The organism is Arthrobacter monumenti, from assembly GCF_054511255.1.
This window is the reverse complement of record NZ_JBTNCY010000002.1, coordinates 125566-141398: the sequence shown is the minus strand read 5'-3', so window position 1 is coordinate 141398 and position 15833 is coordinate 125566. Positions and strand designations below refer to the sequence as shown.

Annotated in this window: 14 protein-coding genes; 7 read left to right on the top strand and 7 right to left on the bottom strand. The window is 64.2% G+C overall.

Going from position 1 to position 15833, the window contains the following annotated elements; translation table 11 throughout:
* Window positions 1-218: 218 nt before the first annotated feature.
* Window positions 219-689 carry a peroxiredoxin gene (locus tag ACX80B_RS03530; protein WP_459293125.1) on the top strand — a complete coding sequence of 157 codons (471 nt, stop codon included), beginning with the start codon at window positions 219-221 and terminating at the stop codon, window positions 687-689.
* A 150-nt stretch (window positions 690-839) separates the two neighbouring features.
* Here the strand turns inward: ACX80B_RS03530 and allB are convergent, their stop codons facing one another.
* From allB to ACX80B_RS03505, 5 genes are all read right to left on the bottom strand, one after another.
* Window positions 840-2255: an allantoinase AllB gene (allB, locus tag ACX80B_RS03525; RefSeq protein ID WP_459293123.1), complete on the bottom strand. Its 1416-nt coding sequence runs from the start codon at window positions 2253-2255 to the stop codon at window positions 840-842.
* A gap of 72 nt (window positions 2256-2327) precedes the next feature.
* Complete coding sequence (locus tag ACX80B_RS03520) at window positions 2328-3515, bottom strand: glycerate kinase (RefSeq protein ID WP_459293121.1); 1188 nt, start codon at window positions 3513-3515, stop codon at window positions 2328-2330.
* Window positions 3516-3525: 10 nt separating this feature from the next.
* Entirely contained in the window at window positions 3526-5304 is a 1779-nt protein-coding gene (gene gcl, locus ACX80B_RS03515; RefSeq protein ID WP_459293119.1) for a glyoxylate carboligase, read from the bottom strand.
* A 45-nt stretch (window positions 5305-5349) separates the two neighbouring features.
* Window positions 5350-6234 carry a 2-hydroxy-3-oxopropionate reductase gene (locus tag ACX80B_RS03510; protein WP_459293116.1) on the bottom strand — a complete coding sequence of 295 codons (885 nt, stop codon included), beginning with the start codon at window positions 6232-6234 and terminating at the stop codon, window positions 5350-5352.
* Between the two features lie 29 nt (window positions 6235-6263).
* Entirely contained in the window at window positions 6264-7061 is a 798-nt protein-coding gene (locus ACX80B_RS03505; RefSeq protein ID WP_459293545.1) for a hydroxypyruvate isomerase family protein, read from the bottom strand.
* A gap of 209 nt (window positions 7062-7270) precedes the next feature.
* Here ACX80B_RS03505 and ACX80B_RS03500 point away from each other — a divergent pair, with 209 nt between their 5' ends.
* The 5 genes from ACX80B_RS03500 to ACX80B_RS03480 all read left to right on the top strand — a co-directional run bounded on the left by ACX80B_RS03500 (window position 7271) and on the right by ACX80B_RS03480 (window position 12854).
* Entirely contained in the window at window positions 7271-8311 is a 1041-nt protein-coding gene (locus tag ACX80B_RS03500; RefSeq protein ID WP_459293114.1) for an ion channel, read from the top strand.
* Between the two features lie 153 nt (window positions 8312-8464).
* Entirely contained in the window at window positions 8465-9703 is a 1239-nt protein-coding gene (locus ACX80B_RS03495; RefSeq protein WP_459293112.1) for a LolA family protein, read from the top strand.
* 32 nt (window positions 9704-9735) lie between these two features.
* Entirely contained in the window at window positions 9736-10698 is a 963-nt protein-coding gene (locus ACX80B_RS03490; RefSeq protein ID WP_459293110.1) for an ABC transporter ATP-binding protein, read from the top strand.
* Window positions 10699-10702: 4 nt separating this feature from the next.
* Window positions 10703-11554 carry an ABC transporter permease gene (locus ACX80B_RS03485; RefSeq protein ID WP_459293543.1) on the top strand — a complete coding sequence of 284 codons (852 nt, stop codon included), beginning with the start codon at window positions 10703-10705 and terminating at the stop codon, window positions 11552-11554.
* A 22-nt stretch (window positions 11555-11576) separates the two neighbouring features.
* Window positions 11577-12854: a YncE family protein gene (locus ACX80B_RS03480; RefSeq protein ID WP_459293108.1), complete on the top strand. Its 1278-nt coding sequence runs from the start codon at window positions 11577-11579 to the stop codon at window positions 12852-12854.
* Window positions 12855-13246: 392 nt separating this feature from the next.
* On the opposite strand, the gene ACX80B_RS03475 is transcribed toward ACX80B_RS03480, so the two are convergent.
* Window positions 13247-13528: a hypothetical protein gene (locus ACX80B_RS03475; RefSeq protein ID WP_459293106.1), complete on the bottom strand. Its 282-nt coding sequence runs from the start codon at window positions 13526-13528 to the stop codon at window positions 13247-13249.
* Between the two features lie 179 nt (window positions 13529-13707).
* Here ACX80B_RS03475 and ACX80B_RS03470 point away from each other — a divergent pair, with 179 nt between their 5' ends.
* Window positions 13708-14703: a GlxA family transcriptional regulator gene (locus tag ACX80B_RS03470; protein WP_459293104.1), complete on the top strand. Its 996-nt coding sequence runs from the start codon at window positions 13708-13710 to the stop codon at window positions 14701-14703.
* 311 nt (window positions 14704-15014) lie between these two features.
* Here the strand turns inward: ACX80B_RS03470 and ACX80B_RS03465 are convergent, their stop codons facing one another.
* Window positions 15015-15827: a bifunctional allantoicase/(S)-ureidoglycine aminohydrolase gene (locus ACX80B_RS03465; protein WP_459293102.1), complete on the bottom strand. Its 813-nt coding sequence runs from the start codon at window positions 15825-15827 to the stop codon at window positions 15015-15017.
* Between the last annotated feature and the right edge of the window lie 6 nt (window positions 15828-15833).

Sequence of the window (15833 nt, the reverse complement as noted above, 5' to 3'; positions counted from 1 at the left end):
AAGTAAGGGTAGCCTACGTTTACTCCAATTAGGAAACATCGGCGTCACGTATTTCGCTGAATTAATGAGACGTACACGGCTACAGATTTCGCTTGAATCTCCAGCCGCGGGCGAAAACGGCCCCTGCGGTTGGTTCTACAACCGGGATTCCATTAGAATTTCATATAGCAGTATTTCTGTTCCATGATACGAAAGCATTAAATGAATGGAGAGCAGTCATGAATGCACGCTTGACCCCTGGAAGCGAACCTTCACCGTTCACGTTGCCGGACGCCTACGGTGAACCCGTGAGCTTGAATGAGTTCCGCGGCCGCAATGTCGTGGTCTACTTCTACCCCAAGGCGGAGACTCCTGGCTGCACCACCGAAGCATGCGACTTCCGCGACAACCTTGCCTCAATCCAGGCTTCCGGCTACAACGTTGTCGGCATCTCACCGGATTCGCCGGACGAACTGGCAGCGTTCAGCAGCAACCACGGGCTGACGTTTCCGCTGCTTTCGGACGCCGATAACGCCGTGGCGACCGCCTGGGGCGCCTATGGCGAGAAGGAACTGAACGGCAAGACCGTCACGGGCATTATCCGCTCTACGGTCGTCATTGATCCGGACGGCAAGGTGCAGCTGGCTGAGTACGGCGTTGACGCCAAGGGCCATGTCGCGAAGCTCAAAGCAGCACTCGGGGTTAGCTGAGAAAAAACCATCAGAACCGGACGAACCCAGGCCAGACTTTTCCAGCCTGGGTTCGTCCCAAGTCAGCCCCTCGGCCGCCAGTCAGGTGGGTCCAGTGGGCTGACCGGCGGCTTAGGGGCTGATCCGCGGTGCGCGTGAGGCACGCCGCGCTTAGTTTTCGCCGCGGCGGATCAGCTGTCCGGAGGGAGTCTGCCCGTCAACTTCCTGGCCGCGCAGGAAGGTGCGGCGCACGACGCCGGCGAGGGTCCGTCCGGCGTAGGGGCTGATGGCGTTCTTGTGGTGCAGCTTCTTCACATCGACCACAAACGAATCGTCGGCGGCGAGGACAGCCAGGTCGGCGTCATTTCCGACGGCGAGCCGCCCCTTCCGCTCCAGCTGCGCCAGCGCGGCGGGCCGGGCCGACATCCACTCAACAACCTGCTCCAGCGGGATTCCGCGTTCGCGCGCGTCGGTCCAGATCAGCGACAGGCCCAGCTGCAGTGACGACACGCCTCCCCATGCGGTGCCAAAGTCGCCGGTCTCGAGGTTCTTCAGATCCACGGTGCTGGGCGAGTGGTCCGAGACGATGCAGTCGATAATCCCATCCTGCAGGCCTTGCCACAACAGTTCGCGGTTGGCACCTTCGCGGATCGGCGGGCAGCACTTGTGCGCGGTGGACCCCTGCGGGACATCCTCCGCCGTGAGCGTCAGGTAGTGCGGACAGGTTTCGACGGTGAGCCGGACGCCGTCGGCCTTCGCTGCGGCAATCTGTGGCAGAGCGTCCGACGACGACAGGTGCAGCACGTGCGCGCGGGCACCGGTGCGGCGGGCCCGCTCGATCACCTCGGCGATGGCCAGGTTCTCGGCGTCGCGGGGCCGGGAGGCGAGGAATGAGGAGTACTCGTTGCTGAACTCCTGCGGCGCCGTCTCGATGGTGTGCGCGTCCTCGGCATGGACGATCATCAGCGAGTCGAACTGCTTCAACTCGGCCATGTCGGTTTCCATCTCGTCCGCTTCCAACGCCGGGAACTCGTCCACGCCCGAGTGCAGGAGGAAGCACTTGAAGCCGAAGACGCCGTCATCGTGCAGTTCGCGCAGGTCGCCAGTATTGCCCGGCACCGCGCCCCCCCAGAATCCGACGTCGACGAATGCCTGGTCCTTCGCGACGCTGCGCTTGACCTGAAGCGCGTCCCGGTTGACGGTCGGCGGGATGCTGTTCAGCGGCATATCGATGATGGTGGTGACGCCACCTGCCGCGGCGGCGCGGGTGGCGGAGGCGAAACCTTCCCATTCGGTGCGGCCGGGTTCGTTCACGTGCACGTGGCTGTCGACCAGGCCGGGAATGAGCGTCTCATCCGGTGCAAGCTCGATGACTTCGAGGCCCTGCAGGTTGCTGCCGAGCGGTTCCAGCGAGGCGATTACGCCGTCGCGGATTCCCACCTCCCAGGCGCCGGTTCCGTCTGCTGTGAGGATCTTTTCGCCGCGGATCACCAGGTCGAAGCGCGTTTCGGCGCCGTTCGCGGATTCCTGCTGTCCCGCCGTCTGCGCTGCGTCGTTGCCGCGGGCGGTCGTTTCAGTCGTGCTCATGAGATACATCCTTCTAATTTCAATGTGTGCCTGCAGTCATTGTCAGGCCGGCTCCGGTTGCGGGTCGTCCAGTCACGGCCTGCCCGCCAAGGTCTTGCCGGGCCAAACCTTGCCCAGCCATGCCCGCTTCGGCTTGCCAGCCAGCACGGCGCCGATTTCCCGCCCCACCTGCTCCAGCAGCCCTGCAGCCTCTGACATGCATTTTCGCACGTCCGGCTGCATATCGGTCAGCGCGAAAGTGCGTTCAAACCCGGCCGCCTCAAGCCGCGCCGGACTCAGCGGTGTCCGTCCGCAAACGGCCATCACGGGAACGCCGGCTGCTGCCGCGGCCTGCGCCACCCCTAGTGGCGTCTTGCCGCCGAGGCTCTGTTCGTCCAGGCTTCCTTCACCGGTGATCACCAGATCCGCGCCCTGCAGCTTGGCGGCGAGACCGGTCAACCCCAGTACGACGTCGATCCCCGCCCGCCGCTGTGCGTTCAGCACCGTCATGGCCGCGTAGCCGACTCCCCCGGCGGCGCCCGCTCCGGGTGCGCTCAGGAGTTCGACCGCCAACGGCCCGGTGCCACGTGCGAGGACCCTGGCGAACTGGGCGAGGGCGGCGTCGAGCCCGGCGACATCATCCGCGGTGGCGCCCTTTTGCGGACCGAACACCGCCGCGGCTCCGTTGGCTCCCAGTAACGGATTGTCGACGTCGGCAGCCAGCGTGACCTCCACGTCCGCCAGCCGCCGGTCCAGCCCGGAAAGATCTATCCGGGCCAGCGATGCCAGTGCCGCGCCGCCGTGCGGCAATTCGCGGCCATCGGCGTCGAGCATGATGGCGCCGAGCCCTGTCAGCAGTCCCGCACCGCCGTCGGTGCTGGCACTGCCGCCCACGCCCAGGACGATCCGGTCGCAACCGGCGTCGAGGCAGTACCGGATCAGCTGTCCGGTGCCCAGGCTGGTGGCATCGCGTGCCCGCAGGATTCCTCCCGGGAGCACCGCCAGCCCGGAGGCCACCGCCATTTCGACGACGGCCTCCCTGCCACGGACCGCGACGGGAGCCTGCAACGGCTGCCCGGTCGGTCCGGCGACAGTTACTTCATGGAGCGTGAAACCCGCGGCGACGGCGGCATCCAGGGTACCTTCGCCGCCGTCTGCCATTGGCGCCTTGTCCACGGTGATCCCTGGATCGACCGCGAGCAGTCCGGCTTCAAGGCAGTCCGCGACCTGCGGTGCAGAGAGCGAACCCTTGAACTTGTCCGGAGCGATAACGACGCGCATGGTGGTCCGCTTACGCCAGTGCGGAGATCGCGGTGGGCGCGTCGTCAGCGGAGACCGCCAGGTCCTCGAACTCGTTGATCGCGTCGATCCCGGCAGCACCCATCGAGATGTTGGTGATGCGTTCCAGGATGACCTCGACGACGACGGGTACCTTGTACTCGGCCATCAGGCCGCGGGCCTTCTCGAACGCCGCCTGCAGGTCATCTGCCTCGCGGACCCGAATGGCCTTGCAGCCCAGTCCTTCGGCGACCTTGACGTGGTCCACGCCGTAGCCCTCCAGATCCGGCGAGTTCACGTTCTCGAAGTCCAGCGACACGTGGTAATCCATGTCGAATCCGCGCTGAGCCTGACGGATCAGGCCCAGGTAGGAGTTGTTGACGACGACGTGGATGTACGGCAGGTTGAACTGCGCTCCGACGGCCAGTTCCTCGATCATGAACTGGAAGTCGTAGTCACCGGACAGCGCGACGACGGAAGCCTCCGGATCAGCTCGGACGACGCCGAGGGCAGCGGGTGCGGTCCAGCCCAAGGGTCCGGCCTGGCCGCAGTTGATCCAGTTGCGCGGGTTGTAGACATGCAGGAACTGCGCTCCGGCGATCTGCGACAGGCCAATGGTGGAGACGTACCGGGTGTCCCGGCCGAAGGCCTCGTTCATCTCCTGGTACACGCGCTGCGGCTTGATCGGAACGTTGTCGAAGTTGGTCTTGCGCTGCATCGTCGACTTGCGGTGTGCGCAATCCGCAGCCCAGCTCTTCCAGTCCGGCAGGCCCTTGCTGTTCTTGCGCTCCCGCGCCAGTTCAACCAGCCCGGTCAAGGCCGCACCGGCGTCGGACACTATGCCGAAGTCCGGGGCGAACACGCGGCCGATCTGCGTGGGCTCGATGTCGATGTGAACGAACTTGCGGCCCTTGGTGTAGACGTCGACGGCGCCGGTGTGGCGGTTGGCCCAGCGGTTGCCAATGCCGATCACGAAGTCGGATTCGAGCATGGTGGCGTTGCCGTAGCGGTGTGAGGTCTGCAGTCCGACCATGCCGGCCATCAGCGGGTGGTCGTCCGGAATGGTGCCCCAGCCCATAAGGGTCGGAATCACCGGGATGTTCAGCAGCTCCGCGAGCTCGACCAGCTGGTCCGACGCGTCGGCGTTGATGATGCCGCCACCGGCGACGATCAGCGGGCGCTCGGCCGCGGTCAGCATGTCGAGTGCCTTCTCGAGCTGCTTGCGCGTCGCGGCGGGCTTGGAAACCTGCAGCGGCTCGTAGGAATCAGGATCGAATTCGATCTCGGTCTGCTGAACGTCGATCGGCAGGTCGATCAAAACCGGTCCGGGACGTCCCGTGCGCATCTCGTAGAACGCCTTCTGGAAGGCACCCGGAACCTGAGCGGCTTCGAGGACAGTCATCGCCATCTTGGTCACCGGCTTGGCGATCGAGGTGATGTCCACAGCCTGGAAGTCTTCCTTGTGCAGTTTGGCCACCGGTGCCTGGCCGGTGATGCACAGGATCGGGATCGAGTCCGCCCAGGCGGAGTACAGCCCGGTGATCATATCCGTGCCGGCAGGCCCGGAGGTGCCGATGCAGATACCGATGTTCCCGGCCTTGGCCCGGGTGTAACCCTCGGCCATGTGTGAGGCGCCTTCGACGTGGCGGGCGAGCACGTGGCGGATCCCGCCGTGGGCGCGCATGGCCGAGTAGAAGGGGTTGATGGCGGCGCCGGGCAGGCCGAAAGCCTGGGTGGCGCCCTCCTTTTCCAGAATGGCAACTGCTGCGTCAACAGCACGCATCTTCGGCATGGGATTCTCCTTGAAAGTGAAAGTTTTTGAATCGAGCTGGAATGCTTAGTCGTTGTCGCGGCCGGAAAGCTGCTCGACGAGCTTGAAGAGACCGGAGTGGTCGAGGTCGCCGTCGCCCTGGTTGACCATCGAACCGACCAGCTGGGCGACGACGGCGCCGAGCGGGATGGTGACGCCGGCTTCGCGGGCGGCGGAGGTGACGATATTCAGGTCCTTGTGGTGCAGCTTCAGCCGGAACCCTGGCTCGAAGGAGCGGTCCAGCATCTTCTGGCCCTTCTGGTCCAGCACCTTGGAGCCGGCCAGTCCCCCGCCGAGCACCTTGAGCGCCGCGGCGGTGTCGACGCCGTAGGCCTCGAGGAAGACGACGGCCTCGCTCAGTGCCTGGATGTTGGCTGCGACGATGAGCTGGTTGGCTGCCTTGACGGTCTGGCCGGAACCGGCCGGGCCCACATGCACAATGGTCTTGCCGACCGCGTCGAATACCTCGGACGCGGAGTCGAAGTCGGCCGGTTCACCGCCGACCATTATGGACAGCACGCCGTCGATGGCACCGGCTTCGCCACCGGAAACCGGAGCGTCGAGCGGCTTGAGACCGGCCTTGCGGGCAGACTCTGCGAGCTGGACGGCCACGTCCGGGCGGATGGTGGAGAAGTCGATCCAGAGGGCGCCTTCGCGGGCGTTGGCGAAAACGCCGTCGTCGCCGGTCACTACCGCTTCGACGTCGGGCGAGTCGGGGACCATGGTGATGACGACGTCGGCATCCTTCACCGCTTCGGCAACGGTGGCCGCGCCCTTGCCGCCTTCGGCGACGAGCTTGTCGACCTTCTCCTGGCTCCGGTTGTAACCGGTGACCTGGTGGCCGGCCTTGACGAGGTTTTTCGCCATGGGCAGGCCCATGATTCCGAGTCCGATAACTGCAACGTTTGTCATGTCTGTTCCTTAAGAAGTATGTGTTTGGGTTACTTGGAGGTGGCTCCGGCTGCGGCCCAGTCGAAGGCGGTGTCGGCGGGAGCCTTGTATTCGAGGCCGACGACGCCGGTGTAGCCGAGGCTGCGGCTGGTTTCGATCCACTCGCTGATCGGCAGTTCGCCGCTGCCCGGTTCTCCGCGGCCCGGAGCATCGGCAATCTGGATGTGTCCGAAGTCGGCTGCGTGGTTCTCGATCACCGCGGCAACGTCGTCGCCATTGACCGCGAGGTGGAAGAAGTCCGCGAGGAGCTTGATGTTGGTGACGCCGCGGGCCTTGACCTTCTCGATCACGGCGAGCGCATCGGCGGCGGTCTTCAGCGGGTACTGCTCGGCGCCGCTGACGGGTTCGACCAGCACGGTTCCGCCGATCGGAGCCACTGCTTCGGCAGCGAGGACAAGATTTTCGACGGCGATGGCGTCCTGCTCCTCGGGGGTGGAGTCGTCGACGCGGTTGCCATACAGGGCATTGAAGCCCTTGCAGCCCAGACGTCCACCGATTCCTGCGACGACGCCGAGATTGTCACGGAACTCCTGGCTGCGGGCCGGCCAGGACACCAGTCCGCGGTCTCCACCCGGCATGTCGCCGGCATTGAAGTTCAGCCCTGTCAGCTGGACGCCTGCGTCGGTGATGGCTTTTTCGAATGCGGCGATCTCATCGACGCTGGGGGTCGACGTCGGGAAGGGCCACCAGAACTCGACGGCGTCAAAGCCGGCCGCCTTGGCCGCAGCCGGGCGCTCCAACAGGGGCAGCTCGGTGAGGAGTATGGAGCAGTTCACGGTGTAAGACATCAGTTCATCCTTATTCGACTTAGCAGTTAGTTCCACATTGTGGAGTTTATCTTTTGCTTTATGAAAATTCTAGAGGGATCGGTGGAATGCGTCAACCATTCATTTGCGGGATGCGGCAGAAGCAGCGCCCTCGCCTGTGGATACGCCACTATTTGGGGGAAGCACAGCGTAGGGTCGTACTGGATATTCCCCCGAGGAAGGAAAACCGCGTGCCGTTTGTGCTTGCCCGCTTCGTCCGCCGTCTCGGCCGCGCACGGACCTGGGCGCTGCCGGTTGCCATCATCGCCACGGTTTTCCTCACCAGCTGGCCGTTGATGATTTGGGCGGAACCATCCGGAAACGCCATCACCTCCGTGGAGAACTACTGGTGGTGGTTCGTGGTCACCGCGTCCACCGTCGGCTACGGCGACTTCTTCCCCACTACTTTTGGCGGCCACCTCGTCGGCGTCTACGTCATCGTCGGCGGCATCGTCACGCTGACCACCATCTTTACGAGGATCGCTACGGTGATCGAGAACGCGAAAGGACAGCGCATGAAGGGCCAACTCGAACTCGATCTGTCGGACCATCTGGTGATCGTCGGCTATACCCCGGGTCGTACCGAACGCCTGATCCAGGAGATTGCAGCCGACGGCACCCACCCGGTTGCACTTTGCGCCTGGGAGGAAGTGTCGCAGAATCCGCTGCCCGAACATCCGGATGTCGGCTTCGTCCGTGGCGATCTCACCGAGGAGGACGTGCTGCGGCGGGCCGGTGTCCACCGCGCGGCACGGGTGCTGATCGATGCACGCGACGACAATGAGGCGCTCGCGCTCGCCGTGGCGGTGACGCACGTAAATCCGGACGCCCACACCGTCGTGACTCTGCGCGATATGAGCCGCGCGCGAAACTTCTCCTATGTCGACGACGACGTCCGGTGTGTGCAGTGGCATTCGCCGCGGCTCGCCACCGAAGAACTGCAGGACCCGGGCATCGCAGTGATCTATGCCGACCTGATGTCCCACGGCGGCCGCAACACCTACAGCACTCCGCTGCCTTCGGCGCTCGCAAAGGTGGGCTTCGGACAGGTCCAGACGGCCATGGGGCGCAGCTTCTCCACTACGGTTTTGGCCGTCCAGCACGACGGCGGGATACTCACCCCGGACTGGAAGACGCCATTGCCGGAAGGCTCCGTACTGTACTACGTCGGCGAACGCAGGCTTTCCGCCGAGGAGATCGCCGGCGCCCTCACGGGGAATCCTGCGCCTTAGTTTGCAGGCGCGGGCAGTCCCCTCCAGCGGCGCAGCTGAAGGGCTCTTAGCGGCGCGGATAGAGGGGCAAACTGTCAGGAAACAGGTGTATCGTTGCAGACAAATCCATAGTTATGCCCGGCGCATGCCGGCGGCAACGAGGAAGTGTTTTTCTTGGCACGGATATGGAAGAAGTGGACGCCCGCCGTCGGCGCGGTTGCAGCGGTTGCCACTGCTGCGTTCGCCGGCCCGGCCCTCGGGCCGGTCATCGCGAATGCCGCCGTCGACCTCCCCGACAAAACTCCTGCCCAAGTGCTGGAGCTGGCTGGCGGGCACGACGTTGACGCGCTGTCAGGCACGATTGAACAAACGTCCGACATGGGGCTTCCCGACCTCTCCCTGACCGGACCAAACGGCGGGCAGGGGCCGACGTCGGACTCAGGTTCCCCGGATGGATCCTCGGAAATGTCACCGGAATCTGCCGCCCTGGAGATGCTCACCGAATCCCACACCGTACGTGTCTTCCTTGACGGGCCGGAGCACGCCCGCATCCAGGTGCAGGACCGGTTTGCCGAGCGCAACCTGATCCGCAATGGCAACGACGTCTGGTACTACGACTCCGAAGAGAACACGGCCACGCACGCGGTCATCCCGTCCAGCCACAAGCACGCGGACATGCAGGATGACCGGGGCTCCTTGGAGGGGCAACAAGCACCGGACGAACAATCGCATCCGATACCCGGCGATGCTCCCACACCCGGCCAGCTTGCCGAAAAGTTCCTCGGCAAGGTCGATTCCAGCACCGAGGTAACGGTCGGCGCAGACAAAATTGTCGCCGGCCGCGCCGCCTATGACCTGCTCCTCACCCCGAGGACTTCCGAAACGCTCGTCGGTTCCATCTCGATCGCCGTCGACGGCGAAACCGGGCTGCCGCTCGCAGTCAGCGTCACGGCCCGTGGGGAGACCTCTCCGGCGTTCAGTGTCGCCTTCAGCGATATTTCCCTGGAGGCTCCGGACGCGGAATTGTTTGAGTTCACGCCTCCTGCCAATGCGACAGTGAAGGAGGTCCAGGACAAGCACCATTCGGCGGACAAGCACGAGATGCTGAACGACCGCGGCGAACGACACGATGGCAGCGGTCAAACGGCGAAGCCTGAGATGGGCAGCCAGGACTGGGACGACCAGGCAAAGCCCACCGTCATCGGCTCGGACTGGAGTGCTGTGCTGGAGCTGCCGGGCCGCGGCGATCTGGAAAGTATGGACCGGGAAATGATCGACCAGCTGAGCACCCCGGTTGACGGCGGACGGCTCCTGCAGACCAAACTCGTGAACGTGCTGCTGACCGACGACGGCCGCGTCTTGGTTGGAGCCGTTCCGGCTGAACGACTGCAGTCAGTTGCTGCCGGACAGTGAGCGACGCTGACCCTCACACCGCTGGCCCTGCTGTGGCGGATCCCGTTGTCCAAACCCATCGACTGACCAAGCGGTTTGGCGCGCAGACAGTGGTCGACGGTATTGACCTGTCGGTTCCGCGGGGATCCGTGTTCGGATTTCTGGGTCCCAACGGTTCCGGTAAAACCACCACCATCCGGATACTGCTCGGCCTCGCCGCGGCTACCTCCGGTGAAGTCCACGTTCTCGGCCAGGCCATCCCGCGGCATCTGCCTAGTGTCCTGCCGCGGGTGGGAGCCTTGGTTGAAGGTCCGGGGTTTTATCCGTTTCTGTCCGGCCGGGCCAACCTGCGCCGCCTCGACGCCGCCGACCGGTTCGTGTCGCCATCGACCCGCCGTTCCCGGGTGGAAACAGCCCTGGAACGCGTCGGGCTCTCGCACGCCGCGGGAAAGAAAGTCGGCGCCTACTCGCTGGGGATGAAGCAGCGGCTCGGCATCGCGAACGCGCTGCTGACGCATCGGGAACTGATCGTGCTGGACGAACCGACCAATGGCCTGGACCCGCAGGGCACCCGGGAGGTCCGCCACCTCGTACGCTCGTTGACGGCGGAGGGCACCACCGTTTTTGTCTCCAGCCATCTGCTGGCCGAAGTGGAGCAGATCTGCTCGCACGTTGCCGTCCTGCGCGCGGGCCGGCTCGTGGCTCAAGGAACTCTGGACGAGGTCCGCGGAGCCGGGCAGAAACTCCTGCAGGTGCTGACCCCCGACGTCGAACTGGCGCACCAGGTCCTCGCCGGCGTCGGACTTATTGCTGAAGGTCAGTTGGACGATCACCACGACTATCACGATGGCAGTCCACGGATCAGCGTCCCGCTCCCCGCAGACTTTCCACCGGACGGGATCGCCACCGCTCTCGTCTCGGCAGGCGTGCGCCTCAATGGATTCTCCGTTGAGCAGGCCGGGTTGGAAGACCTCTTCGTGGCCCTGACCGGTGAAGGATTCGACGTTGTCCAGTGATCAGATGAGCAGCCCGGCCGGGACATCGACCGTTCGACCGGCATCCGGTTGGGTGTTTATGGCGTCGGAACTTTCCGTGCTTTTCCGACGACGACGAACCTGGGCGCTGTTGCTTGCGCTCGCCGCGATTCCCATCCTGATCGCGATTGCCGTGCGGCTGACGTCCGGGCCGCCGTCGGGGCGTGGGCCGGCGTTCCTCGACCAGATCACGCAGAACGGGTTGTTTGTGTCGGTCACCGCGCTGACGGTCGCCATACCCCTTTTCCTCCCGCTGACCGTCGGCGTCGTGGCCGGGGACACCATCGCCGGTGAAGCCAGTTCCGGCACATTGCGTTACCTCCTGGTGGCTCCGGTGGGACGGGCCAGGCTCCTGGTCGTGAAGTATGCCGCGGCCGCCACCTTCTGCCTGTCCGGAACGCTCGCCGTCGCTGTGACCGGTACTCTCATCGGCGCCGCTCTTTTCCCCGTTGGACCGGTGACGCTGCTGTCCGGCGACACGATCGACGTCGGCGAATCGCTGCTGCGCACGTTCCTGATCTGCGCCTACGTCACACTGTCGCTGCTCGGTCTCTGCGCCGTCGGACTGTTCATTTCCACGTTGACCGATGTGCCGGTAGGGGCGATGGCGGCAACCGTGGTGGCCGCGGTGATATCGCAGGTGCTCGGCCAGCTTCCGCAGCTCGAATGGATCCACCCGTGGTTGCTGAGTCAGCATTGGTTCGGTTTCGCCGATCTGCTCCGGCAGCCAATCGAGTGGTCCTCGTTCGGCTCCAACGCACTTTTGCAGGCCGGCTACGTCGTTGTTTTCGGAGCGCTCGCATACGGGCGGTTTACCTCGCGGGACATTCTGGCGTAGGTATCCTTCTATAATTTTCCTCATGCAATCTCTCCGGAAGCCGGCGGTCCTGACGCTGTTGGCCCTGCTTCCGCTCGCAAGTCTCGTTTCCTGCACGGCGCCGGAAAACCGACCGGCATCGACGGTATCCGCCACGGAAGCGGCACCATCCGGCGGTGCAACCGAACCCGGCCAGTCGTCGTCGAACGCCCCGGAGTCCGCACCCCGACCGCTGGTATCCAACCCCGCTGAAGCTTCGTCGTCGGGCACCTCCACTTCGCCGCGGAAGAATGCCGGCGATCCTGCCGGAAAGCGCGAACTCGTCCTGGCCACGGAGGCGTCCAGCAACGCCCTGGCCGTGGTTGATCCCGGGAACCGCGCCCGCCCTGTTGTCGATGAAATCACGGTGGGAACGGCGCCGTGGGACGTCACGGTTCACGCACCGACGCGGCGAGCGTTCGTTTCCACGGCCGAAGGTGTTGCGGTAGTGGATCTGGAAGAACGACGACGGACCGCACTTATTCCCTACAGCCACCCTGCTGGCACCATCAGTTTCGGCGAATACCGGAACGGCGGAACCGGCATCGCCGTCGGGCCTGGCGGCAAGTACGTCTACGTCGCCGTCGTCGTGGCAGGCGGAAACTCCGTTCTGGAGAAAATCGACCTGGACTCGGAGCAGGTCGTGGACAGCGTCGACGTCGGCTTGCGGCCCTTCGACATCCTGATCTCCGACGACGGCTCCGACGTCTACACCATCGACCACGACTCGTTTACGGTGCACGTAGTCGACACCACCGCGATGACTGCCCGGCGGATTGAAGTCGCGCCGTTCGGCACCGAAGGCGGACTCGGTTCGTGGGAGAAGCCGCACTATGCCGCCATGCGGAAGGACGGAAAGATTCTGCTGCCGTACCAAGGGCTGGCACTGGCCGTTCTGGATCCCGAGTCCGGCAACATCAGGATCAAGGACATGAGCGCCAACTCGCATCAGCATGGAACGGGACTCAGTCCTAATGGATCCACCCTGGCTGTCATCGGCACCGGCTCGTTCGGCAATGCCACCGGCGGGCCAAACCTCACTCTCAGGAAAGTGGCCACCGGTGAGGAGGAAATCATCCCGCTGGACCGGCTGCACGAGACCGTCACGTTCTGGACTGATCCGACCACCGGCCGGGAGAAGGTGCTGCTCTCCGGCGGCTACACCCGCGCCGGCTACTGGAACGGAATCACGGTCGTGGACCTGCGCAGCTATGAGAAGTATACGATTGCCGTGCCCAACCGTCCGCAGAGCATTGTCACGGTTCCCGCTGACCGCTCGTAAGGCTGACCGCTCTCAAGAATGACGCAGGAAGGCCATCCTCCCCCAACCTGTGAAAGTTCGCGGGGAAGGATGGCCCGCGGTTCAGATGCAGTTCCTGCTCAGGGAGTGCAGCATTCCGGTCCGGCTGAATGTCCGGGCGGAACAGACCTGGGAAGGATCCGACGTGCGGCCAACAGGGTCCGCTTCATAGTGTGGACTCCGTTGCCCTTCGTGATTCGGGCTCCGGAGATCTTCTGGGTGCGGGCTCCGTTCAGCTTCGCGGGCGTCCCGTAAAGCGGACGGCGCCCGACCACGAGCAGCAGTTCCTTTTGCTCAGTGTGGAACATCTTCAGCATATGATCCGGGTGTAACGGCAGCATAGCCGTGCCTTTCTGGTGACTTGCCGTCGTCGTCTAGAAATTGACCAGACGACTCTGGGATGAGCGGTTGGATGGCTCTGCCGTGCCGTCGGCGGAATCTGTACCCCTGGCGCGGAAAGGCCATTCCTTATCGAAAGCGTCCAGCGCTTGGTTCACGGGGCTGGGAGCCGAGACAACGCCCAGGCCCTTCCAGAAGTTGCGGACGATCTCCCGCGGTGAACGGGCCATCGGGCGGCGGTCCTTGGCGGGAGTCGAGGACCGTCCAATGTAGACGAAGATGGCGACGGTTGCGGCGAGGACTAACAGCAGTGACATGGCTTTCCTTCAATGAAGTGGAGCTGGGTGGATGGAGTGGATCAAACCTGGAATCAATGCCGGCCGGTGGAGCTAAAAGTTCCGGCTTCGATTTCCATGTATTGATCATCTGCCCGACGCGATCAAAGAAACAGTGGCATAAACGACCATGTTCGCTAATTTTCTGCCATACTTGTTTTATGTTGAAATCAGTAGCTGTCATCGTGCTTCCCGGGCTCTCTCCATTCGAGTTCGGCATACTCTGTGACGTATTTGGAGAGGACCGATCCGGACTCGGCGTCGGCCTTCCCAAGTTCGACTTCCGGATCTGCACGCCCGTGCCCGGCTTGGTTCCGACTGGTAAGGATTTCTCGATTCAAGTCGACAAGGACATATCCGCTGCAGCAGATGCCGACCTCGTCATCATGGCGCCGCATCGCCGCACGCCACTTCCCGCCGTCGTTATTGGACAACTGCAGGCTGCAGCGGCGCGGGGTGCCAGCATGCTTTCCGTATGCACCGGATCGTTCTCGCTGGCGGAAGCAGGTCTGCTCGATGGTCGCTGCGCCACGACGCATTGGATGCACTCGCCCGAGTTCGCGGCCACCTATCCCAAGGTCCGGGTCGACGAGAACGTTCTCTACGTCGAGGACGGCAACATCATTACCAGTGCGGGATCGGCGGCCGGAATTGATGCCTGCCTGCACCTGATCCGGCGGGAATTCGGCGCTAAAGCCGCCACCGCCATTGCACGCGGCATGGTGGTTCCTCCGCACCGCGACGGCGGGCAGGCGCAGTACATTGACCGTCCGGTTCCAGCGCACACCGGTGACACGATGGAGGAGTTACTGGTGTGGCTGGCGGCGAACCTGGACAAGGAATTCTCGGTTACCGAACTGGCGGCACGGATGCACATGTCGGACCGCACCTTCGCGCGCCGCTTCCGGGCCGAAACCGGCACCACTCCGGCCGCATGGGTCAACGCGCAGCGCATTCTCCGGGCCCAGGCGCTGCTGGAAGAGACACAGTTGAGCATCGACGAAGTTGCCCGGGAAGCGGGCTTCGGCCAGGCGGTCCTGTTGCGACATCATTTCCACCGGGCGTTGGGAACGAGTCCCGCGGCGTACCGCCGCACCTTCCGCGGGACGGCCGCCAGCGCTGGTGCCGCTACCAGCGTTGCAGCCCAACCGGCGTAACGACGACGGCGCCGGCCCCGCCGAGTAAACGCAACGACGGCGCCCCGCCCGATCGCGAAACTACGAGGAGGTTCATCCAACAACGAACGACGGCGGTCCGGTGAGGACCGCCGTCGTAATGGCTGCTGTCGTGTAGGCGCCGCCTGGGATTTCCCACCCGAGCCCGAGAACGGTGCTCACCGTCGAAACCGGTGGTGGCAACCAACGTCCTCGGCGCGCAGGACCGTTCTCGCGGCTCCTGCAAGCCAGCCAGGGGGCTAGCAAGACCGTGGTCGCAGCCCAGGACCGTTTTCGCGGCTCCTGAAATCCGGTCAGCCGAGCTTCATCTGCCGGTTGACGTCCTTGTACAGCAGGTAGCGGAACTTCGACGGTCCACCGGCGTAACAGGCCTGCGGGCAGAACGAGCGGAGCCACATGAAGTCGCCCTCCTGCACCTCCACCCAGTCCTGGTTCAGCCGGTACACCGCCTTGCCTTCAAGCACGTAGAGGCCGTGCTCCATCACATGGGTTTCGGCGAACGGAATGGATCCGCCCGGCTCGAACGTGACGATGTTGACGTGCATGTCGTGCGATAGGTCCGCTGGATCGACGAAGCGCGTGGTCTTCCAGGCGCCATTCGTGTCCGGCATTTCCCGAGGTTCGACGTCCTTTTCGTTGGTGACGAACGCGGCCGGAGCGTCGATCCCGTCGACGGCTTCGTACGCCTTGCGGACCCAGTGGAAGCGGGCCGGCGCGTCGCCGTCGTTTGCAACTGACCACTGGGACGACGGCGGGATGAAGGCATATCCGCCGGGCTCCAGTGTGTGCTGCTCACCCTCCAGGTTCAGCGACAAGGTGCCCTCCATCAGGAACACCACGCCCTCCGCCTCGGGGTTGGATTCCGGACGGCTGCTGCCGCCGCCGGGCGAGACCTCCATGATGTATTGCGAGAAGGTTTCGGCGAAGCCGGACAGCGGCCGCGCGAGAACCCACAGCCGGGTCTTATCCCAGTGCGGAAGGTTGCTGGTGACAATGTCGCTCATCGTTCCACGCGGGATGACCGCATAGGCCTCGGTGAACATCGCCCGGTCAGTCAACAGGTCAGTCTGTGGCGGCAAACCGCCGTGCGGGGCGTAGTAGCCCATGAGTAT